23 protein-coding genes and 1 tRNA gene are annotated in these 19,930 nt (G+C 46.6%); 12 read left to right on the forward strand and 12 right to left on the reverse strand.

Translation table 11 applies throughout. The features are described 5' to 3' along the window. Window positions 1–77 precede the first annotated feature (77 nt). Genes hpf through rapZ form a run of 4 tightly spaced genes read left to right on the forward strand, consistent with a single transcriptional unit; the run spans window position 78 to window position 2,773 of the window. Window positions 78–401: a ribosome hibernation-promoting factor, HPF/YfiA family gene (gene hpf / locus ICN10_RS03725; RefSeq protein WP_216185460.1), complete on the forward strand. Its 324-nt coding sequence runs from the start codon at window positions 78–80 to the stop codon at window positions 399–401. Window positions 402–434: 33 nt separating this feature from the next. Then, window positions 435–896 (forward strand): PTS sugar transporter subunit IIA, encoded by a 462-nt coding sequence (locus ICN10_RS03730; protein WP_216212780.1) that lies wholly within the window; start codon window positions 435–437, stop codon window positions 894–896. Beyond that, window positions 893–1,879 (forward strand): HPr(Ser) kinase/phosphatase, encoded by a 987-nt coding sequence (hprK, locus tag ICN10_RS03735; protein WP_068319631.1) that lies wholly within the window; start codon window positions 893–895, stop codon window positions 1,877–1,879. The genes ICN10_RS03730 and hprK overlap by 4 nt, the downstream gene beginning before the upstream one ends. Before the next feature lie 3 nt (window positions 1,880–1,882). Then, window positions 1,883–2,773 (forward strand): RNase adapter RapZ, encoded by an 891-nt coding sequence (rapZ, locus tag ICN10_RS03740; RefSeq protein ID WP_216212782.1) that lies wholly within the window; start codon window positions 1,883–1,885, stop codon window positions 2,771–2,773. Here the strand turns inward: rapZ and mutY are convergent. Together mutY and mutM are read right to left on the reverse strand one after the other, a co-directional pair. Next, on the reverse strand, window positions 2,718–3,848 hold the full coding sequence (gene mutY, locus ICN10_RS03745) for an A/G-specific adenine glycosylase (protein ID WP_255536796.1): 1,131 nt from the start codon (window positions 3,846–3,848) through the stop codon (window positions 2,718–2,720). The two genes, rapZ and mutY, sit on opposite strands and share 56 nt — an antisense overlap. After that, complete coding sequence (mutM, locus tag ICN10_RS03750; protein ID WP_216212789.1) at window positions 3,848–4,684, reverse strand: bifunctional DNA-formamidopyrimidine glycosylase/DNA-(apurinic or apyrimidinic site) lyase; 837 nt, start codon at window positions 4,682–4,684, stop codon at window positions 3,848–3,850. Before mutM ends, mutY begins: the two co-directional genes overlap by 1 nt. Before the next feature lie 35 nt (window positions 4,685–4,719). Here mutM and ICN10_RS03755 point away from each other — a divergent pair, with 35 nt between their 5' ends. The 6 genes from ICN10_RS03755 to pth all read left to right on the forward strand — a co-directional run bounded on the left by ICN10_RS03755 (window position 4,720) and on the right by pth (window position 9,682). Beyond that, window positions 4,720–6,207, forward strand: coding sequence for a lipoprotein insertase outer membrane protein LolB (locus tag ICN10_RS03755; RefSeq protein WP_216212792.1), 1,488 nt, complete (start codon window positions 4,720–4,722; stop codon window positions 6,205–6,207). 11 nt (window positions 6,208–6,218) lie between these two features. Then, window positions 6,219–7,097 carry a 4-(cytidine 5'-diphospho)-2-C-methyl-D-erythritol kinase gene (ispE, locus tag ICN10_RS03760; protein ID WP_216861050.1) on the forward strand — a complete coding sequence of 293 codons (879 nt, stop codon included), beginning with the start codon at window positions 6,219–6,221 and terminating at the stop codon, window positions 7,095–7,097. A gap of 5 nt (window positions 7,098–7,102) precedes the next feature. Continuing rightward, window positions 7,103–7,179, forward strand: a tRNA-Gln gene (locus tag ICN10_RS03765). A gap of 54 nt (window positions 7,180–7,233) precedes the next feature. Continuing rightward, complete coding sequence (locus ICN10_RS03770; RefSeq protein WP_216861051.1) at window positions 7,234–8,199, forward strand: ribose-phosphate pyrophosphokinase; 966 nt, start codon at window positions 7,234–7,236, stop codon at window positions 8,197–8,199. A 136-nt stretch (window positions 8,200–8,335) separates the two neighbouring features. Further along, a complete protein-coding gene (locus ICN10_RS03775; RefSeq protein WP_216212795.1) occupies window positions 8,336–8,980 on the forward strand; it encodes a 50S ribosomal protein L25/general stress protein Ctc in 645 nt (214 codons plus the stop codon). 111 nt (window positions 8,981–9,091) lie between these two features. Next, window positions 9,092–9,682 (forward strand): aminoacyl-tRNA hydrolase, encoded by a 591-nt coding sequence (gene pth, locus ICN10_RS03780; protein WP_216212798.1) that lies wholly within the window; start codon window positions 9,092–9,094, stop codon window positions 9,680–9,682. A 17-nt stretch (window positions 9,683–9,699) separates the two neighbouring features. Here pth and ICN10_RS03785 read toward each other — a convergent pair whose 3' ends face one another. From ICN10_RS03785 to ICN10_RS03805, 5 genes are read right to left on the reverse strand one after another with little or no spacing between them, the layout of a single operon-like run. Beyond that, the gene (locus ICN10_RS03785; RefSeq protein WP_216212800.1) at window positions 9,700–9,966 is read right to left on the reverse strand and encodes a YfhL family 4Fe-4S dicluster ferredoxin; all 267 of its coding nucleotides are present in this window, start codon (window positions 9,964–9,966) and stop codon (window positions 9,700–9,702) included. A 25-nt stretch (window positions 9,967–9,991) separates the two neighbouring features. After that, complete coding sequence (gene coaD, locus ICN10_RS03790) at window positions 9,992–10,489, reverse strand: pantetheine-phosphate adenylyltransferase (protein WP_216212804.1); 498 nt, start codon at window positions 10,487–10,489, stop codon at window positions 9,992–9,994. 36 nt (window positions 10,490–10,525) lie between these two features. Beyond that, a complete protein-coding gene (rsmD, locus tag ICN10_RS03795; protein ID WP_255536797.1) occupies window positions 10,526–11,170 on the reverse strand; it encodes a 16S rRNA (guanine(966)-N(2))-methyltransferase RsmD in 645 nt (214 codons plus the stop codon). Continuing rightward, a complete protein-coding gene (locus ICN10_RS03800; protein WP_216212808.1) occupies window positions 11,145–12,482 on the reverse strand; it encodes a pitrilysin family protein in 1,338 nt (445 codons plus the stop codon). Before ICN10_RS03800 ends, rsmD begins: the two co-directional genes overlap by 26 nt. Further along, window positions 12,482–13,846, reverse strand: coding sequence for a pitrilysin family protein (locus tag ICN10_RS03805; RefSeq protein WP_216212810.1), 1,365 nt, complete (start codon window positions 13,844–13,846; stop codon window positions 12,482–12,484). Before ICN10_RS03805 ends, ICN10_RS03800 begins: the two co-directional genes overlap by 1 nt. Before the next feature lie 63 nt (window positions 13,847–13,909). On the opposite strand from ICN10_RS03805, the gene ftsY reads away from it, so the two are divergent. Beyond that, window positions 13,910–14,800 carry a signal recognition particle-docking protein FtsY gene (gene ftsY / locus ICN10_RS03810; RefSeq protein ID WP_216212813.1) on the forward strand — a complete coding sequence of 297 codons (891 nt, stop codon included), beginning with the start codon at window positions 13,910–13,912 and terminating at the stop codon, window positions 14,798–14,800. Window positions 14,801–14,893: 93 nt separating this feature from the next. After that, window positions 14,894–15,817, forward strand: a complete 924-nt coding sequence (gene rpoH / locus ICN10_RS03815; RefSeq protein ID WP_216212816.1) for an RNA polymerase sigma factor RpoH — start codon at window positions 14,894–14,896, stop codon at window positions 15,815–15,817. Between the two features lie 35 nt (window positions 15,818–15,852). Here the strand turns inward: rpoH and ICN10_RS03820 are convergent, their stop codons facing one another. Genes ICN10_RS03820 through ICN10_RS03840 form a run of 5 tightly spaced genes read right to left on the reverse strand, consistent with a single transcriptional unit; the run spans window position 15,853 to window position 19,912 of the window. Continuing rightward, on the reverse strand, window positions 15,853–16,437 hold the full coding sequence (locus ICN10_RS03820) for an SCO family protein (RefSeq protein ID WP_216212818.1): 585 nt from the start codon (window positions 16,435–16,437) through the stop codon (window positions 15,853–15,855). Between the two features lie 7 nt (window positions 16,438–16,444). Next, window positions 16,445–17,338, reverse strand: coding sequence for a heme o synthase (cyoE, locus tag ICN10_RS03825; protein WP_216212821.1), 894 nt, complete (start codon window positions 17,336–17,338; stop codon window positions 16,445–16,447). Between the two features lie 2 nt (window positions 17,339–17,340). After that, window positions 17,341–18,462: a heme A synthase gene (locus ICN10_RS03830; protein ID WP_216212824.1), complete on the reverse strand. Its 1,122-nt coding sequence runs from the start codon at window positions 18,460–18,462 to the stop codon at window positions 17,341–17,343. Then, the gene (locus ICN10_RS03835; RefSeq protein WP_216212827.1) at window positions 18,462–19,118 is read right to left on the reverse strand and encodes a hypothetical protein; all 657 of its coding nucleotides are present in this window, start codon (window positions 19,116–19,118) and stop codon (window positions 18,462–18,464) included. Before ICN10_RS03835 ends, ICN10_RS03830 begins: the two co-directional genes overlap by 1 nt. Further along, a complete protein-coding gene (locus tag ICN10_RS03840; protein ID WP_255536798.1) occupies window positions 19,115–19,912 on the reverse strand; it encodes an SURF1 family protein in 798 nt (265 codons plus the stop codon). Before ICN10_RS03840 ends, ICN10_RS03835 begins: the two co-directional genes overlap by 4 nt. Window positions 19,913–19,930: the final 18 nt, after the last annotated feature.

Consider the following 19,930-nt stretch of genomic DNA (forward strand, 5'->3'; position numbering starts at 1 on the left):
AAAATTTCAGGGGCCTGCTGCGCACCCCAGGCATCACTATGCGCACGCATCAATAGTATCTATACAAGGAGTTGCTAATGAATTTAAAAATTAATAGCCGTCATGTAGAAGTTACGCCCGCAATGCGTTCACACCTTGAGGCTGGGCTAGCCAAAATTCGTAAGCACTTTGACCACGTGATTGATGCGTCCGCCTTCCTGATAGTTGATAAGGCCAAGGAAAAGGATCTTCGCCAAAGCGCTGAGATCACTATTCACCTTAAGGGGAAGGATTTGTTCGCTGAAGCACATAACGCCGATCTCTATCATGCGATGGATGCGGTAGTGGATAAACTAGAGCGTCAAGTTGTCAAACACAAAGAAAAGGTCCAAGATCATCATCACGAAAAGCATTTTGAGTGATCTCTTGCGTCAGGACACCTATAATCAATTCACATGAATGCCCTGACCCATCTTTTTACTCCCGACTGCATTGCATTGGACGTACCTGCCAAAAGTAGGGCCGATGCATTTGCAGCCGCTGGAGAGCTGTTTGCCAAACAAACTGGGATCGACAAAAATTCTGTAGTCGAGTTCCTTAATGCACGCGAAGATTTAGGCTCTACCGCCCTTGGTGCTGGGGTAGCTATTCCTCACGGCCGAGTTAAAGGCTTGAAGCAGCCAAGCGCTGCCTTTATGCGACTTCAGAGTCCTATTGAGTTTGCGGCCCCCGACGGTGAACCGGTATCAATTCTGATTTTCTTATTGGTACCTGAAAAAGCTACACAACAGCATTTAGAAATCCTCTCTTCAATTGCGCAACTGCTATCAGACGCTGATGCGCGCCAAACTTTGCTCTCATCTACAGACTCCTCAAAAGTTTGCGACCTCCTACAACGCTGGGGTACAGCAAAATGACTCAGCCATTACTCCTAGATGGAGTAACTGCTCAGCAGATTTTTGATGACAATGTTTCAGAGTTAAAGCTTTCTTGGATTGGTGGCCTCGAAGGCGCTGATCGCACTTTTCCACCTGAGGCTGTAAAAGCGGCTGCCGCCAGCTCTGACTTGGTGGGGCACTTAAATCTCATCCACCCGAGCCGTATACAGATCTTTGGCGAGCAAGAGGTCGACTATCACGCTGCTCTAGAGCCAAAACAAAAACAAGAACAAATTGCGAGTTTAATTTCTAAAACTCCACCATGCGTGATCGTGGCCGACGGCAAGAGCGCAGACCCTGATTTACAACTTTTCTGCCAACGTTCTTCAACACCTTTATTTACTACTGCGATTTCTGCTGCAGAGGTAATTGATCATTTACGCACCTACCTAACCAAAATTGGTGCGCCTCAAATCACAATGCATGGTGTCTTTATGGACATCTTGGGTCTGGGCGTCCTGCTGACTGGCGAATCTGGTCTTGGCAAGAGTGAATTGGGTCTTGAATTAATCTCACGTGGCCACGGCCTGGTTGCGGATGATGCAGTGGACTTTGCGCGACTTGGACCCGATTACATTGAGGGTCGCTGCCCTGTTATCTTGCGTAACTTACTCGAAGTTCGTGGATTGGGTTTATTGGATATCCGTACGATCTTCGGTGAAACAGCTGTTCGTCGCAAATTAAAACTGCGCCTGATTGTTCAGCTTGTACGCAGAACTGATGGTGAATTTGAGCGCTTGCCGCTTGAAGCGCAGCACATTGATGTATTGGGCATTCCAATCCGTACGGTCAAAATTCAGGTTGCTGCAGGTCGCAACTTAGCCGTTCTGGTAGAGGCAGCCGTCCGTAATACGATTTTGCAATTGCGTGGCATTGATACGCTGAAGGAGTTCATTGAGCGCCAACGTCTGCAGATGAATGCAGAGGCAGACTCCATTAAGTCACAGGGTCGCTTACTTTAAGTTATGCAAATTAATCTGATTACCGGAATCTCAGGCTCAGGTAAATCAGTAGCCCTGAGGGCTTTTGAAGATGCAGGCTATGACTGCGTCGATAACCTTCCTGTTTCTCTTTTAGAAAATCTCATCTCCACTCTAGAACAAGAGCAGTGCGAGCGAGTTGCGGTTGCCATAGATGCTCGTCGAGGACAATCTATTGCAGAGCTGCCATCTATTCTTGAGAACTTACGCAAAAATCATCAGGTCCGAGTTGTATTCTTAAATGCCGATACCAATACTTTGGTGCAACGCTTTTCAGAAACACGTCGTCGCCACCCCTTATCTACTAATGCCAAGCAGTCCCAATCAGCAACGCTCATTGAGGCTATTGATAAAGAACGTAACCTGCTAGAGCCCTTACGCGCCCAAGCACACAGCATTGATACCAGCAACATTCCTGCTCATGCGCTGCGCTCCTGGATTCAGGATCTCCTCAAAGACAAGCCCGTTGGCTTGACTGTGGTGTTTGAATCGTTTGGCTTTAAAAAAGGTGTGCCCAGCGAAGCAGATCTCGTTTTTGATGTGCGCTGTCTACCCAACCCTCACTACGACAAAGTCCTAAGACCGCTTACCGGCAACGACAAACCCGTCAAAGAGTTCTTGGAAAAAATTCCAGAGGTAGTGAATATGGAGGCGGATATTACGCAATTCATTCATCGCTGGCTGCCGCATTACATTGCCGATGGACGTAGTTATCTGACGGTGGCTATCGGCTGCACCGGAGGTCAACATCGCTCGGTTTATTTAGTCAATCGCTTAAGTGAATACTTTCGCGGCCAAAAAGACTTCAGCAACTTACAGCTTAATTTTTTAGATCGTCACCGCGAACTAGACTCAATCCCTGCAGCAAAATCTTAATCGGTTGCGGTAGGCCGTAGCGCCCCAACTGATTCAAGGGCACCCACTTTAAATCCGGGTTTGCAAGCGTCAACTCCTTTGAGCAATTTGCTTGCCATATATGCATCCATAGACGTCTATGAGTAAAGACATGCTTAATTTCATTTGCCTTCTGGAAGGACTTACAAGCCTTTGCAAGGGCTAACGTCTTTTCTTGTGGCATCGCAGCTTCAAACAATTCCTGTGGGCTCAAATCAGCTTCTTTAGAGCCTGGTACCCTAGGCTTCCAGACTGATTCAGGCAAAGACCAGAGGCCACCCCAAATCGCCTTGCTGGGGCGCTTTTGCAGCAGAACAGAATTGCCTGAACGAATCAACAACATATTGCAGTCGAATTCAGGAGATTTCGTTTTCTTAGTTTTTTGCGGCAGCAGGAGTACTTGATCGCTCAAATTAGCCTGGCAGTCTTTTGCAAAGGGGCACTTTTTTTCAGAACCCAAACAAACTGGCTTGCGTGATGTGCACCAGGTTGCACCAAAGTCCATCAAGGCTTGCGTATAAACCGGCATATCAACCGATTTTTTGGGCAGCAAATCTGTTGCCAGATTCCAAAGTTGATCATTCACAGCCTTGTCTTGAATGCTACCCTCAACCGCAAATAAACGCGCCAAGATGCGCTTCACATTAGCATCCAAAATGGGTGCACGCTCATGAAATGCAAAGGCAGCGACTGCACCCGCAGTAGAGCGACCAATACCTTTTAATTGCTCTAGCAAAACGGGATCACTTGGAAACTTCCCCGCAAATTCTGTCATTACCTGCTTGGCACATGAATGCAAATTTCTGGCGCGAGAGTAGTAGCCCAAGCCAGCCCACTCTGCCAATACTTCATCAATATCTGCAGCGGCTAATTTTTTAACCGTTGGAAAGCGTTTCATAAAACGTGGGTAGCGCTCAAGCACTGTAGCAACCTGAGTTTGTTGCAGCATGATTTCAGACACCCACACCGCGTAAGGATCTCGATTGCCTTGCCAGGGCAAGCCAGATCGCCCGCTGACGCCATGCCAAGCAATTAACTTTGGCGCAAAGGTGTTCATCAGCGCTTTTGACATTGTGAACAAAAGTAGGTGGAGCGCTGACCCTGCACTATCTGGCTGATGGGCGTTTTACATACTTTGCATGGCAAGCCCTTGCGATCATAGACCTTAGTTTGAACCATGAAATGCCCAGGATCGCCATCACTATTCACAAAATCTTTTAGCGAGCTACCACCAGCATCAATTGCTTTTTTCAGTATCAACCTGACAGCTTGTGCAAGGCGCGAACATTGTGGTCGAGTTAACTTTCCGGCTGCCTTAGCAGGATGAATGCCGGCCTCAAATAAGCTTTCAGAACAATAAATATTGCCAACACCGACAACTGCTTGGCCCGCCAAAAGAAATTGCTTAACTGCAACACTACGCTTGCGCGAAGATTGATACAAAACCTCTGCACCTAATTCTCCCGAAAACTCTGGAGAGAATGGCTCTACTCCCAGTTTTTGCAAAAGTGTAAATTTTTCCACGGGGCCCTTAGATTTAGGGTGCCACAAAACGGCGCCAAATTTTCTGGGGTCGTGCAAACGCAAACTCAACTTCCCAAATTCCAGCGTTACTCGATCATGGGTCTTCAGCGGATCAGAACTTGGCAATACCCGCAAGGTTCCCGTCATCCCTAAATGAATGAGCAAATAACCCGTATCCATTTCCAATAAGAGGTACTTGCCGCGACGCTCTATCGTGCCGACCTTTTGCCCAGGCAAGGATTTACTCAGACTCGCGGGGACAGGCCAACGCAAGCGCCCATCAATGATCTTGAAGGCGGTGACTTTGCGTCCCACAAGGTGGGGCGCAATTCCTAATCGTGTGACCTCTACTTCTGGAAGTTCTGGCATAAATGGATTGTAGATTCGCGGATTAGAATGTGCTTATGAGTAAATTCGCACTAAAACCTCTAATACAGGCTTTATTCCTAGTGACCTTGGCTGGTGGAGTCATTTCACACGCCCAAGCACAGCCACAGGCAAATGGATTGCAAACCGGCGAAGCCATCTTTGAGGTGCTTGCCTCCGAAATCGCACTCCAACGTGGCGAGGCTGGCTTGGCCTACAACACCTACCTGGAGATGGCGCGTCAATACAAAGATCCTAGGTTGGCCCAAAGAGCGATGGAAATAGCGATTGCGGGCGGCTCACCAGACCTAGCCATGCAAGCCGCCAAGACTTGGGATGAACTATCTCCAGCCTCAGATTCAAAGCCGAAAGAAGTCTTAGTGACCCTGTTGATTCTGAGCAATCGCTGGTCTGATGCAATTAAGCCAGCCATCGCCTTGCTGCGACAACAAACTCCGGCACAACAAGAAAACACTCTTTTGCAATTACAAGCACTGCTTGCCAAAGCAAAAGATGAATCGGATGCACTGCGTGCGTTTTACGAAATCGCGTCGACCGTCAAAATTGCACCCAAAGATCCTGGCTTGCTCTACACCTATGCAATGTCTGCTGAAAAAGTCGGCCGCATCGATGTCATGGAAAAAACCTTGCGCGATATTTTGCGCAAATACCCAAATGATGTGAATTCTTTAAATGCTCTCGGCTACTCCCTGGCCGATCGAAATGTACAGCTACCAGAAGCATTTGCACTAATCACCAAAGCGCATCAACTATCACCAAAAGACAGTTTCATATTGGATAGCTTGGGTTGGGTGAATTTTCGTTTAGGAAAAAATGCTCTCGCCTTAGAGCAACTGCAACAAGCATTTGCTATGAAACCAGAAGCAGATATCGCTGCGCATGTTGGAGAGGTTTTGTGGGTCATGAATCGTCAGAGCGAAGCAGAAAATATCTGGCGCCAAGGCCAGAAGTTGGATGCCAATAACCCGACTCTTAAGGAAACACTCAAACGCTTTAAGCCTGACTGGACTAGAGATGATCAAACAGCTAAAGGCTCATGGGATGGTCGTTTCGCAGTCAAAGTTATTGGCTTAACTGAAACACAAAATCAAGGTGGCTCAGGCGGATTTACCTTAACGCAAGAATCGTTAAAAGATGTACTAGAGATACGTAATCCCATGGGCGGATCAATTGCAAAAATTACCATCATGCCGGGTGAAGCAACCTTGGAGAGCGATGGCAAAGTAGTGACAGCAGTAGATGCTGACACCTTAGTACAAAACGCTTTAGGGCTACCTCTGCCAGCAAGAGGTCTTTCTAACTGGTTAAGAGGCGAGGTTCGTGCCGGCAGTGAAGCGAGCGTTGATAGAAATGCTAATGGCCAGGTGAACAAAATTAGTCAAGATGGTTGGGATCTACTCTATACGTGGAGTAATACCGGTCGTCTAGAGAAACTCACTATGACACGCAGTTCGAATATTGGCTCAATTGATATTCGTCTTGTGTTTGATAGACCGAATGATTAAGCAAGAAGAATATGGTGAGTCTCGATTCTTTATCTCTTCGCTCGCCAGCTAAGCTCAATCTTTTTTTGCATATTGTTGGGCGCAGAGAAGATGGTTATCACCTACTTCAATCCGTTTTTCAACTCATCGACTGGTGTGACACGCTCCACTTAAAACGCATTCCTGAAAATGAAGTACGCCGAGTAAACCCTATTCCTGGAGTTGCACCTGAACAAGATTTAGTAGTACGCGCTGCAAACTTGTTGAAAGATTTTTGCAAGCTTGAGGCTGGGGTTGAGATTGATCTGCAAAAAGAAATTCCGATGGGCGCAGGAATGGGTGGCGGATCGTCTGATGCGGCAAGCACATTGATTGGCCTCAACAATCTTTGGAATCTCAATCTACCCAATGAAACTCTTTGTGACTTGGGCTTAAAGCTAGGGGCTGATGTCCCATTCTTTATTTTTGGCAAAAATGCCTTTGTTGAAGGTATCGGGGAGAAAATTCAAGAAATTTCCCTGGATACCCCTCATTTTTTGGTCATCTTCCCCAATCAGGCAATTGCAACCGCTAGCATTTTTCAAGACCCGGAATTGACCCGAGATCACGCTCAGATTACAATTGATGGCTTTCTTGCATCGCCATTGCTGTTTCAATCAAATGATTGTCAGGCGGTAGCGATGCGGATTTGCCCAGAAGTGAAGCAAGCTTTGGATTGGATTACCCAGGCAGTACCGGGCTCTCAGCCCCGTATGTCCGGATCTGGAAGTAGCGTTTTTGCAGTCTTAGACCCTAAGACTGACGTCGCAAAACTAGAAAATCTACTTCAAAATCTTCCTAAAGGGTGGGTAGGTCGGGTTGTTCGGGGGCTAAATAAAAATCCCGCTTACAATTTGATTTCTTCAGATTGACCTGTAGGGGAATCGCCAAGCTGGTTAAGGCACTGGATTTTGATTCCAGCATGCGAAGGTTCGAATCCTTCTTCCCCTGCCAAAGACTGTAGAAACGACAAAGAAAACCTTTTGACCCCACAAAACCCTTAAGACTATGTCCTCCATAAACGCAGATTTATTGACTCTTTTCACAGGCAACGCAAATCCCGTTTTGGCTGAGGCTGTAGCCAAAGAACTCAATCTCCCGATGGGGAAAGCCTTTGTTGGCCGATTCTCCGACGGCGAGATCCAAGTAGAAATTCAAGAAAACGTTCGCGGCAAAAATGTCGTAGTGATCCAATCAACCTGTGCTCCTACAAACGACAGCTTGATGGAGCTCATGATCATGATTGATGCCCTGAAGCGAGCATCTGCAAGCCGTATAACCGCAGTGATTCCTTACTTCGGCTATGCCCGTCAGGACCGCCGCCCCCGTTCAGCGCGTGTTGCGATCTCTGCACGCATCGTGGCTAACATGCTCCAGTCTGTTGCTGGCATTGAGCGCGTTTTGACAATGGACTTGCATGCCGACCAGATTCAAGGCTTTTTTGATATCCCAGTAGATAACATCTACGCCTCTCCAGTCCTTTTAGCCGACTTAGAAGCGCAGAAAACCAAAAAAGATCTCATCATTGTGTCTCCAGACATTGGCGGCGTAGTTCGCGCCCGCGCGATGGCTAAGCAATTAGGCACTGATTTGGCGATTATTGATAAACGCCGTCCTAAAGCGAACGTATCTGAAGTAATTCACCTAATCGGCGAAGTAGAAGGCCGCCACTGCGTAATCATGGACGACATCATTGATACCGGTGGAACCCTCTGTAAAGCCGCTGAGGCGCTTAAAGAGCGTGGTGCTAAGGGCGTTACCGCCTACTGTACTCACGCCGTGCTCTCAGGCGGTGCTGTGGCCCGTATTGCAGCTTCTGAACTAGATGAATTGGTTGTTACTGACACCATTCCCCTCACTCCTGAGGCCATGAAAGTAGCAAAAATTCGCCAATTAAGCGTTGCCCCCATCCTCGCTGAAACCCTTTCCCGCATTAGTAAAGGTGATTCAGTGATGTCGATGTTTGCCGAATAAGCCAAAAATCACTGTTTTACCCCGGTTTTTGGCAGTTTTAAGCCTTTTGTAGACAAAAACGTCCTTTCCCACGATATAATCGAATGCTTTTCTGTTTGGTCGCGAACGGAAATTAACCTTAACTAGGGAATTTAATATGAAAGTTGTAGCCTTTGAAAGAAGCGTACAGGGAACGGGTGCGAGCCGCCGTCTGCGCAATTCCGGAAAAACTCCGGGAATCGTTTACGGTAGTAAAGATCCAGCCTTGGTCATTGAGTTAGACCACAACGCGTTGTTCCATGCTCTCCGTAAAGAAGCATTTCACTCATCCATTTTGGATTTGGAAATTGGTGGCAAGACACAAAAAGTGTTGTTGCGCGATTACCAAATGCATCCATTTAAGCCATTGGTATTGCACATTGACTTCCAGCGCGTATCCGCGACTGAGAAAGTTCATATGCGCGTTCCATTGCACTTCACAAATGCTGACACTTCAGCTGCCGTGAAATTGCAAGGCGCTGTTATCAGCCACATCATGACTGAGCTTGAAGTTTCTTGCTTACCAGCAGACTTGCCAGAATTCATCGAAGTGGACTTGGCTAAGATTGAAGTTGGTCACGGTATTCATGCTAAAGACATCGCATTGCCAAAAGGCGTTACCTTGGTATTGCATGTTGAGCAAGAGAACCCAGTGCTTGCTAACGCACGTATCCCAGCAGTTAAAGCTGCTGAGCCTACCGATGCGCCTGCAGCACCAGCTGCAGCAGCTCCGGCTGCCGATGCGGCAAAGGATAAAGCTTAATTCATTAGCTAAATCACTTGCACTAGAAGGCCTGCGCAAGCGGGCCTTTTTTATTGCCCCAAGTTTTCATTCTTTTTTGGCGAAATACTTTTATATCTTTAAACTCTCAACATGACTAAATTAATTGTTGGCTTAGGCAACCCTGGAGATGAACATGAAGAAGATCGGCATAACGCTGGCTTCTGGTTTGTCGATGCCTTAGCAAAACAATTGGGCGTTCGTTTTGAATCAGAGAAACGCTTTCATGGAAAAGTGGCAAAAGCAAAATGGGAAGGTGAAGATCTCTTTCTACTAAAGCCGAGCACTTACATGAATCTGAGTGGTCAGTCTGTTGGCGCGCTATGTCGTTTTCATAAAATGACACCTGCAGATATTTTGGTGGTGCAAGACGAACTGGATCTCAAGCCGGGAACTGCACGACTGAAACTAGGTGGGGGCACAGGTGGTCACAACGGCTTAAAAGATATTCAGGCGCATTTAAGTACCCCAGAGTATTGGCGCTTGCGCCTAGGCATTGGTCACCCCAGAGATGTAGCAGGCGATGGCCGCCCTATGGACGTTGCAGATTATGTATTGCGCAGACCGCAATTAGCCGAGCAAAAACTTATCGATGCCAGCATTGAAAATGGCTTACAAATTTTGTCACTCTTTTTGAAGGGCGATACCCAAACCGCCATGATGGAGCTGCACTCGAAGGGCTGACCCAATAAGCCGCCTAGTTAGGCTGGGTTGGCTTTCTTATTGGCAGTTAATAGCTTGAACTTCACCATCAACTGCTCTTGAGATTCAACAACCTCAGGATTAAACGGAATACAGTCTACGGGGCAAACTTGGCGGCACTGAGGTGCATCGTAATGCCCCACACATTCCGTGCATTTATTGGGATCGATTTCATAAATCTCAAGACCCATATAAATCGCATCATTCGGACATTCTGGCTCGCACACATCACAGTTGATGCATTCGTCCGTAATCATTAAAGCCATGATTTAGTCGCCAAATTTCATTTGATTATTCTTTGTTTTGAGCACCAGAAGCAATTTTTTGAACAAGCCATTTTTCCACTGATGGGAAAACAAACTTGCTCACATCACCACCCATCGATGCAATTTCACGCACGAAGGTTCCGGAGATGAATTGATATTGATCTGATGGAGTTAAAAACAGTGTTTCAACATCAGGCAATAAATAGCGATTCATACCTGCCATTTGGAACTCGTATTCGAAGTCAGAGACGGCTCGTAAACCACGCACAATCACGCGCGCATTATGCTCACGCGCAAAATCTTTTAACAGACCAGTAAAGCCCACAACTTTGACATTGGGATAATGTCCCAGCACTTCCTTGGCGATATCAATACGCTCTTGCAATGTAAAGAATGGGCGCTTGCTACGGCTATCGGCGACACCCACAATTAGCTCTGTGAAAATGCTAGATGCACGACGCACCAAGTCCTCGTGACCACGAGTAAATGGATCAAATGTTCCAGGGTATACAGCAACAGTCATAATATTCCTAAGGCTTTATCAGCTACAGGCAAGAGTTTAGCCTCTTCCACCCCGAAATAGACAAGCTTTTACCTGTCCTGCCTCTAAGTATTTTCCACAATGCCAGTCCGGCAGTAGGGCCTCTATCTCTTCGCGAGGACGGGTAGATGGGAATTCGACATAAATACCACCTCCAGAAGCGTCATCACACACTCTTCCCGCCTCAATGACGGCTCGGTCTAATAGGCTCGAATCCTGAAATGGGGGATCAATAAAAATTAAGTTACTGGAGCGATCTGCTTGTTGCTTCAAAAACTCTAAGCTATCTCGTTGCAATATTTCTACAACCCCATCAGCGGGAGATGACTGCAATAAAGCAAAGTTAGTGTTTAAGTTTGCGTGAGCCTTCTTATCCTTCTCCAGCAAGATCACTAATTGCGCCCCTCTCGAAGCTGCCTCAAAACCTAGGGCGCCAGTACCGGCAAAAAGATCTAAGCAGCGTAAGCCTGATAAATCCTGCCCCAACCAATTAAATAGCGTCTCTCGGATTCGGTCAGTTGTGGGACGAAGACCCGGCAAATCTAAAACCGTTAGCAAACGACTCCTCCAGTTACCCCCAATAATCCGAACCTTCTTGGGGGGTTCAGTATTCAGAGGCTTATTCGCTTTATTGAGCTTATTTATTTTTTGCTCCCAATACAACGATCTTCATACGATCCATTGCCAGATATTTTTGGAACGAAGCTTTAACTTGCTCTAATGTCACTGCCTCAACTTGCTTGGTCCAAACATCCATAGTGTCGAGAGGTAAATCATTCCAGGCAATGGAAGAAACGTTATCCAATAATTTACGGTTGTTATCAATCCGTAGTGGATAGCCATTGATTAAGTTTGATTTAGCTGCTTCGAGTTCTGATGGGGTGGGGCCATCGGCAATAAATTGAGCAATCGTTGTGCTCATCACATCCAAAGCAAGAGCAGCTTGATCATTCTTGGTTTGTAGACCCGCTTGAAAAATACCGTTTTCTTTTCCAGGGGCAAAGTAGCTAAACACGCTATATGCCAAGCCACGCTTCTCACGCACCTCAGACATTAGACGAGATACAAAACCGCCGCCGCCCAAAATGTAGTTACCGACGAGCAACGGGAAATAATCAGGATTGTTACGCGCTACAGCAGTCATTCCCATGGCTATATGGGCTTGCTGGGAATCAAACGGAATTTGAATCTCTCGTTGAGCCAAGGCCTCTACTGGGGAACGCTGCAGATCGGGCAACTTCGCAATAGCTTGGCCAGATTGAGGAATCTGCTTTAACAAAGTCTGTACGATTTCGGCAGCTTGAGAACGATCCACGTCTCCCACAATGCTCACAATCATCCGATCACCGCGATAAAACTGCTTATGAAATTGCTTGAGGTCATTCACGTTTACAGAACCAACTGACTGCACCGATGGTGAGTCTGCTAAAGGATAGTTTCCATAAACTGATTTTTTAAAACGTCGCTCTAAAACAAATTCTGGCTTTGTTTCGGCTTCACGCAAACTCGTGATTGTTCTTTGCTTCTCACGCTCAACTATTTTCGGATCATAACTTGGCGCACTCAACATGGCTGCAGCCAATTGCACCGCCCTGTCGCGCAAATCTTTTCTGCTGAGACTGCGAATACGCAGAATTGCTCTCTCGCCACCCACCGATAAACCAATATTGGCACCTAAATCAGCAATTTCATCAGCTATTTGAGCTTCTGTTAGTAAGCCCTTGTCGCCTCTAGCGCCATAATTCATAAGGCCTGCAACCATATCAGCCACACCGCTTTTGCCAGAAGGGTCATAGCGGTCACCTGCATCAATACTGACCTCAATATCGACCATGGGCAATGCCTTGGTCTGCACTAAATAGGCTTGGGCACCCTTAAAGGAATCCAATTTCTCAATCGGCAAGATTGCGTAAGCATTACCCAGCACACCCAAACCTAATAGACAAGCTGAAATTATTCTTAAGAAGGCATTCATTATTTAACCTCCTTGTCAGCAGATTTACGAGTCTGCGGATCCAAAATAGCAATCGTCAAACCCTCATCAACCAAATATTTTTTTGCAACTGCTTGGACTTGTTCTGGAGTAATGGTCTGCATTTTCTCCAACATATAGTTGATGTCTTTCCAAGAAAAACCCGCCATCTCGGTAGAGCCGATTTCCATTGCCTGACCAAAGATGGAATCACGCTTATAAATTTGGTCAGACAAAATTCGCACCTTAATTCTTTTGAGCTCAGACTCTAATATTCCTTTTTTCTTTACTTCTTCAAGCGCCTTCCGAATGCTTGCCTGAGCCTGCTCTACCGTCTTACCCTTGGCCATCGTTGCGCCAATTAAAAATAACTCTGGTCCGCGAGAGATCATGTCGTAACCCACGCCAACATCATTCACTACTTTTTGTTGCTTAACTAGAGTGCGGTTTAGGCGAGCATTGTCATAACCATCCAGAACAGCTGTCAGCAGCTCTAATGCATATGGCTCAACATCATCAAGCTTCCCAGGCTCAAGGCGGGGCGCCTTCCAGGCCATAGCTAACTGAGCATTATCTGCCGGTGCTTTTACCTGAACCTGCTTAATCCCTTTTTGTGGCGGCTCAATTTGAGGTTTACGAACTGGCAGTTCGTGAGCAGCAGCTGCGCCGTAATATTTTTCCACCATGGCTAGAACTTGTTTTGCGTCCACATCTCCAGCTACTACCACGGTTGCATTATTTGGCGCGTACCAACTCCGATACCAATCTCGTGCATCCACTGGCTTCATATTTTGCAAATCATTCATCCAGCCAATCACAGGATGACGATAGGGAGAGCTCATGTAAGCAGTTGCCATCAGAGATTCATTGAGCAAACTACTTGGATTATCTTCAGTACGTAAGCGGCGCTCTTCCATGACAACTTGAATTTCTTTTAAAAACTCTGCGTCGTCAAAATTGAGATTGGACATACGATCAGCCTCAAGCTTGATCACATTCTCTAACTTTGATTTTTCAACTTGCTGAAAGTATGCGGTGTAGTCACGTGATGTAAATGCATTTTCGCGCCCACCAACAGCCGCCACTAAACGTGAAAACTCTCCAGACTTCACCTTATGAGTGCCTTTAAACATCATGTGTTCAAGCACGTGGGCAACACCAGTCTTGCCGTTGACCTCATCCATAGAGCCAGCTCGATACCAGACCATATGCGCGACTGTTGGCGCGCGATGATCTTCTCTGACAATCAATTTCAGGCCATTGCTTAGTTGATATTCATGCGTATCAGCAGGTTGAGCACCAGCAGCCCAACTAATTTGAGTAAATAGGATGAATACAAAGGAAATTCGAAGTAAATTAGAAAGCATCTGCTAAATCATCATACCTTAAGAATTAAATTGATAAGATGCATGTTTTAAATTGTATCGATTATGTTCGGCTTACGTAAAACCCTCGGATCCCTTTTCAAATCAAGCAAGATTGATGAATCTTGGTTTGATACTTTGGAAGAATCGCTAATACAAAGTGATGTGGGCCTTCCTACGACCGAACAACTCATCAGCAAACTACGTAAAGCAGCAAAATCAGAGAAAGCCTCCAGCCCCGAAGAGTTACAAGCGCTACTTATTCAAGAAGTCAGCTCATTACTCACTGCTATTGAGCCTTCACCAAACCCACTCTTTACTAGTGATAAGCCTAACACTCCAGAGGTATGGTTAGTTGTAGGGGTAAACGGTGCTGGCAAGACTACAACTATTGGCAAACTCTGCAGACTCTTTCAGTCTCAAGGTAAATCAGTTCTCCTGGCTGCTGGAGACACCTTCAGAGCCGCCGCACGTAACCAGCTTCAAGAGTGGGGTGGACGCAATCAAGTGGATGTCATCACTCAGGAAGGTGGTGACGCTGCCGCCGTTGCGCATGACGCAATTCATGCTGCCATCTCACGCAAGAATGACATCCTTATTATTGATACCGCAGGTCGTCTGGCAACCCAGGACAATCTGATGGAAGAACTCAAGAAGGTGAAACGTGTCATTGGCAAGGCACTCCCTGGAGCACCTCACCACACACTTCTTGTTTTGGACGGTAATACCGGGCAGAACGGTCTAAGCCAGGTAAAGGCATTTCATGCCGCCTTGGGACTGACTGGAATCATTGTGACCAAGCTTGATGGCACCGCCAAAGGTGGCGTGATATGCGCCCTTGCCCACACCCTACAAGATGGTCCAAAACCCGCTGTTCTAGCCCTAGGCAAAGGCGAGGGAATTGATGATTTAGCCCCCTTTACAGCAGGGCAATATTCTTCCGAATTATTCAATTAAATCAGCAACTTATAGCGGTTAAAAACGATTAGCACTCTCTTGACAAGAGTGCTAAAATAGAACTCTATTAACACCTCATATTTATAAGAAAAAATGGTTCAAAAGAAATCTGACAAACCGAATTTGCAAGCGCTGCCAGTCGCGCAGACTGCGGCGGCGTCTGCATTTCCAATGCTGCCAACTCTTGGGGTTGGCACTCTCGATTCATACATTGCGTACGTTAATCGCGTACCGATGCTCAGCGCTGCGGAAGAATTGCATCTTGCGCAGGAATTTCGTCGCACAGAAAATGTCGATGCCGCTAAAACTTTAGTGCTGTCACATTTGCGTTTAGTGGTTTCTGTTGCTCGCCAATATCTTGGCTATGGCATTCCACACGCAGACTTAATCCAAGAAGGCAATATCGGCTTGATGAAAGCAGTAAAACGCTACGACCCAAACAATGGTGCTCGCTTAGTGTCTTACGCGATTCATTGGATCAAAGCAGAAATTCATGAGTACATTCTCAAGAACTGGCGCCTGGTTAAAACTGCGACCACTAAAGCACAACGTAAATTATTCTTTAATTTGCGCAGCAATAAACCTACCTTAAGCGCTCTGACTCCAAGTGAAGTGGATGCTTTGGCTAAAGCGCTTGATGTCAAAGGTTCTGACGTCAAAGAAATGGAAATGCGTCTTGCTGGCGGAGATGTTGCGCTTGAGGGCGATGACAGTGATGATGAGTCTGCATATGCACCTATTCAGTGGCTGGCAGATAGCTCGCAAGAGCCTACCGCTCGCATTGCCAGCGCTGAAGCGGATGCCTTGCAGGGCCCTAAATTAGATCAAGCATTGATGGCTTTAGATGAGCGTAGTCGCAATATTGTGCAATCTCGTTGGTTAGCGATGGATGCTGAAGGCAATGGCACCAAGACATTGCATGATCTTGCTGATGAGTACGGCATCTCTGCTGAACGCGTGCGCCAAATCGAAACTGCAGCGCTCAAAAAGATGCGTGGATTACTCCAGGCAGCCTAAATAAAAAAGGGTTCGATTAAGAACCCTTTTCATTTTTACTTCAGCAGTTCTTTCAAATCATGCGCCAAGGTCTCGGGGCCTTGTGCGTGTTTGATATATAAACGTAAGCGACCCTCTGGATCAAATGCATAGCTACCTGCTGTGTGATCCATGGTGTAGGAGCCTGGCTTGGTGCCTGGCACCTTCTTGTAATAAATCTTAAAGTCTTTGGTGACCTTCTCTAATGCAGCCTCATCCGCTGGACGCAAGCCTAAGAAACGCGGATCAAATGCAGGCACGTACTGCTTCAAAATCTCCGCCGTATCTCGCTCAGGATCCACCGTCACAAAAAGCACTTGAACCTTATCTGACTGGGGTCCCAGCAGAGTCATGACTTGCTGCATCTCGGTCAAGGTCGTTGGGCAGACATCAGGACACTGGGTATAACCAAAGAACATCACAACTACTTTGCCCTTAAAGTCAGCCAAGGTTCTCACCTTCCCATCTGGATCCAACAAACTAAAGTCTTTCCCAAAGGCTGTGCTGCCGGTGATATCAATGTTTTTGAACTCTGGCTTTGGACTACAAGCAGTTAATACAAAACACAGTATTGCCAGAAAGCAAACACGTAGAAAATTCATAGGGATCTCAAAGGAAATAGTGGTCTATTAAAAGCGCTGCAAAGAGTAGCGATAGATAGGTAATGGAAAAACGGAATGTTTTCTTAGCCAAAGCATCGCTATAAGAAATAAATAGCGCAACTACATAAGCCAAGAACAATAAACCGAGAATAATGGCTGATATCAAATACACCATACCGCTCATGCCATAGATATAAGGCAACATCGTGGCGGCAATCAGAATCAAGGTATAGAGAACGATATTCAAAAGCGTAAAGCGCTCACCATGAGTCACCGGCAGCATTGGCAAGCCTGACTGCACATAGTCATCACGGCGATACAAAGCCAAAGCCCAGAAATGTGGGGGCGTCCATACAAAGATAATCAGAACTAGGAGCCACGCTTCTGCTGAAAGGGTATTGGTTACCGCCGCCCAGCCCAATGCTGGCGGCATTGCACCGGACAAGCCCCCAATCACAATATTTTGCGGTGTAGCGGGCTTCAGCAGCCAGGTATAGATCACTGCATATCCAACGAACGTGGCAAGCGTTAGCCACATTGTTAAAGGGTTGCAGAAGGTCCACAAAATAACCATTCCGAGCGAGCCCAAAATGATGGAAAAAATAATGATGTGAAATGGTGTTACTTCACCCGTGGCAGATGGACGCCAAGAAGTACGCTTCATCTTGGCATCAACAGCTTGCTCAATTAAACAATTCACCGCAAACGCTGCGCCGGCCAAAAGCCAAATGCCCACAATGCCGCCAAAGAGCACTGGGTAAGGAACCATACCAGGCGTCGCCAAGAACATACCAATCACAGCGCAAAATACGGCGAGCTGAGTCACTCTGGGTTTGGTTAAAACCCAATATTGACGCCAACGTGGCATTACCACTGGCGCGCTTGTTTTAGAGTCAGTCATATTTATGCCATCTTCTTTTGAATGAAAGGCTTCCAAGAGGCCCAATAACTCATTCTGACTAAACAGAATACCAAAGCAGCCGAGCCAGCGGTATGTAATAGAGCGGCTAATAAAGGCCACTGAAATATCACATTCGAGATACCAGTCACGATCTGCAGCAGAAGTACAGCCAGCAACAGCTTAGCCACTAAACACAGACCAGATAAGACGGGGGTTGCCAACTGAAGTGCTTTAAAGCCCAATGCGCCCAACACCACTAACACCAATATCGCAAAGAGGCGATGCGCCCAATGAATGGTTTGCAAGGCTACGGGAGAGATAAATTCACCTTGGGCATTTAAACCCAATTGGCGCCAAAGGGTAAAGCCTTCGCTCCAATTGGTTTCTGGCCATACGCTGCCCATACAGGTCGGGAAATCTGGGCACGCTAGGACGGCGTAATTCGTACTCACCCAAGCACCCAAGAAAACCTGGATAAATAGAACCACAAAAGAAAGGGTGAGAAGCTGCGCTGAAAGAGGTCGAATACGAAGAGCGCGAACTGCAGAAAGCTTTTGCTCCCAAGATTGTTGCGCATACAAAGTTAAGCAGGACAATAAAACCAAGGCCAACATCAAATGAATGGTAACAATAATGGGCTGTAACTTGAGGGTCACAGTCCAAGCACCAAAGGCGCCTTGCACACAAACTAATACAAGTAAACCGAGGCTACCCAATAAGGGATTTTTTCCTAAAGACTTGAGCTTACTAAAAGCGATTCCTACTTGCACCAAAATGAGCGCGCCTACAGTCATCGCCAAATAGCGATGAATCATCTCGATCCAAGCTTTGATAACCGTAACAGGCCCAGTAGGCATGGCGCTCTCAGCCTGCTGAATTTCATTGAGTGCATGAAAGGGGTTCGAAGTGCCATAGCACCCAGGCCAGTCAGGACAACCTAAGCCTGAGTCGGTGAGGCGTGTAAATGCTCCAAACACAATGAGATCAAAAGTCATAAAGACTAATACCCAATTGAGTTTTTGGAAAAAGCTATAGCCCGGCTTTCTCCAAAGATACATTAGCGGCAAGCCGGCAAAAATGATTGCAATAGCCGCCAACTCCAGAAACAAAATCAAACTTGGCATTACAAGTTCTCGCCCTTGTGATTTAACTTTAAGAGCTTTTCTAGATCTTTCTTCATACCAGCGAACTCCTTAGGAGAGTTTGTCACCGGGAAGTACATCATCTTTGCGGGACTCGGGTCTACTAATTGAATCTGCTGACCCGCACCCTCTTTATTTAGCCATGCCTCAAAGTCAGAACGAAGTTTAGGATCTGACGGAAGGGAAACAATTTTGAAGCCCGCAGCCTTTTCGTCATACGCTTTGATGACTTCTGAATCAACAGGCTGACCATCTGTATTGATCCATAAAAGTTGCAGTCGGCCACCCTCTCTTCCCATGGCAACCTTTACTTGACGCATCAAAAATAAAGCTTCAATACATTTCTCATCCTTAACCTTGCATTCACCAGCAGGGCGAGCAATTAAAAGACTCCATTTACCTTTTGTGGGCGTATCAAGCCATGCCGTATTGAAATCTTGAGCTGGATAAACAAGGGTACCTAAATTGGTTTTACCCCCTGTAGGCTTAATTACGTAATACGTAAAATAGGACGCGATCACTGGAGAGGCGCAAGCCAACAGTAACAACAGCATCTGAATGCGACCACGACGGGTACGCGCATTAATAGCAGCTGAATCTACCTGTGATGCCGGAATTAATAACTCTTTATCACTCACCCTTGATCCCCTCGATGCCCATGACCAAAACCCTGACGTTTATATTGCCGCAAACCTGTAGCCAACCAAAATACGAAACCAGCAAAAGCTAAAGCAAACCACTGGAATGCATAAGCATAATGGCGATCGACTCCACTTGTCAGAGGCGGCCACTCACGTAGCAAACCATCATCCGAACCGACCTCAATCTCACGCAAAATAAATGGAGCTTGCGTCCAGCTATGCAACCTACCTTCAGACACCAAGTCAAAATTTTGCTCAATCCTAGGCTTACTAGGATCAATGGCATTCTTGCCGCTACCCAACTCATAAACCTTACCAGGCTGCGCAAAAACGATGCCTTCTACATTGACCATCCGATTTGGCGTTTGTACTGGCGGCAAGGTCTCACGATTTTCATTGTTGCGTGGCGCCCAACCCCTATTAACCCAAAGAACCTCATCCTTGCCCTCTAGCCTTAAAGGCATCATCAGATAGAAACCCGATTGCGAAGTAGTGCTGCCGGCAGGCGGAATGGGTCTAGGCCGGTTATCCAGCCAAATGGCCGCTTCGGGAAGGTATTGCCCCCTTGCAATCATGCGGCGCTCACGAGCCTCCTCTAAAGACCAGGGACCGGCATTCGCACTCAAGATAGGCATTTGTTGGCGGACCAACAAATTAGCAGCCAAGGCAATTTTGGTATCCGCCCTACTCAGCTGCCAAATACCTGCTCCACAGCCAATCGCAATCACGATCAAGGCTGATACAGTAGCAACTATGCGCTTTGTAATGAGAGCGGTAAAAAGACTATTCAAGAGATTTATTAATAAGGA

Source organism: Polynucleobacter sp. 86C-FISCH (assembly GCF_018882415.1).
Taxonomy (GTDB): domain Bacteria; phylum Pseudomonadota; class Gammaproteobacteria; order Burkholderiales; family Burkholderiaceae; genus Polynucleobacter.

Bases quoted from the DNA above. Each gene is read 5' to 3' on its own strand.
- rpoH (WP_216212816.1), top strand. From the start codon at position 14,894: ATGGTTCAAAAGAAATCTGACAAACCGAATTTGCAAGCGCTGCCAGTC.
- ICN10_RS03820 (WP_216212818.1), bottom strand. From the start codon at position 16,437: ATGAATTTTCTACGTGTTTGCTTTCTGGCAATACTGTGTTTTGTATTA.
- mutM (WP_216212789.1), bottom strand. From the start codon at position 4,684: ATGCCAGAACTTCCAGAAGTAGAGGTCACACGATTAGGAATTGCGCCC.
- ICN10_RS03785 (WP_216212800.1), bottom strand. From the start codon at position 9,966: ATGGCTTTAATGATTACGGACGAATGCATCAACTGTGATGTGTGCGAG.
- mutY (WP_255536796.1), bottom strand. From the start codon at position 3,848: ATGAACACCTTTGCGCCAAAGTTAATTGCTTGGCATGGCGTCAGCGGG.
- ICN10_RS03830 (WP_216212824.1), bottom strand. From the start codon at position 18,462: ATGCCAAGTTTGATTTTGTTTCTGGAGTTGGCGGCTATTGCAATCATT.
- ICN10_RS03730 (WP_216212780.1), top strand. From the start codon at position 435: ATGAATGCCCTGACCCATCTTTTTACTCCCGACTGCATTGCATTGGAC.
- ICN10_RS03805 (WP_216212810.1), bottom strand. From the start codon at position 13,846: ATGCTTTCTAATTTACTTCGAATTTCCTTTGTATTCATCCTATTTACT.
- rapZ (WP_216212782.1), top strand. From the start codon at position 1,883: ATGCAAATTAATCTGATTACCGGAATCTCAGGCTCAGGTAAATCAGTA.
- ICN10_RS03800 (WP_216212808.1), bottom strand. From the start codon at position 12,482: ATGAATGCCTTCTTAAGAATAATTTCAGCTTGTCTATTAGGTTTGGGT.
- cyoE (WP_216212821.1), bottom strand. From the start codon at position 17,338: ATGACTGACTCTAAAACAAGCGCGCCAGTGGTAATGCCACGTTGGCGT.
- hprK (WP_068319631.1), top strand. From the start codon at position 893: ATGACTCAGCCATTACTCCTAGATGGAGTAACTGCTCAGCAGATTTTT.
- ispE (WP_216861050.1), top strand. From the start codon at position 6,219: ATGGTGAGTCTCGATTCTTTATCTCTTCGCTCGCCAGCTAAGCTCAAT.
- hpf (WP_216185460.1), top strand. From the start codon at position 78: ATGAATTTAAAAATTAATAGCCGTCATGTAGAAGTTACGCCCGCAATG.
- pth (WP_216212798.1), top strand. From the start codon at position 9,092: ATGACTAAATTAATTGTTGGCTTAGGCAACCCTGGAGATGAACATGAA.
- ICN10_RS03775 (WP_216212795.1), top strand. From the start codon at position 8,336: ATGAAAGTTGTAGCCTTTGAAAGAAGCGTACAGGGAACGGGTGCGAGC.
- ICN10_RS03755 (WP_216212792.1), top strand. From the start codon at position 4,720: ATGAGTAAATTCGCACTAAAACCTCTAATACAGGCTTTATTCCTAGTG.
- ftsY (WP_216212813.1), top strand. From the start codon at position 13,910: ATGTTCGGCTTACGTAAAACCCTCGGATCCCTTTTCAAATCAAGCAAG.
- ICN10_RS03770 (WP_216861051.1), top strand. From the start codon at position 7,234: ATGTCCTCCATAAACGCAGATTTATTGACTCTTTTCACAGGCAACGCA.
- coaD (WP_216212804.1), bottom strand. From the start codon at position 10,489: ATGACTGTTGCTGTATACCCTGGAACATTTGATCCATTTACTCGTGGT.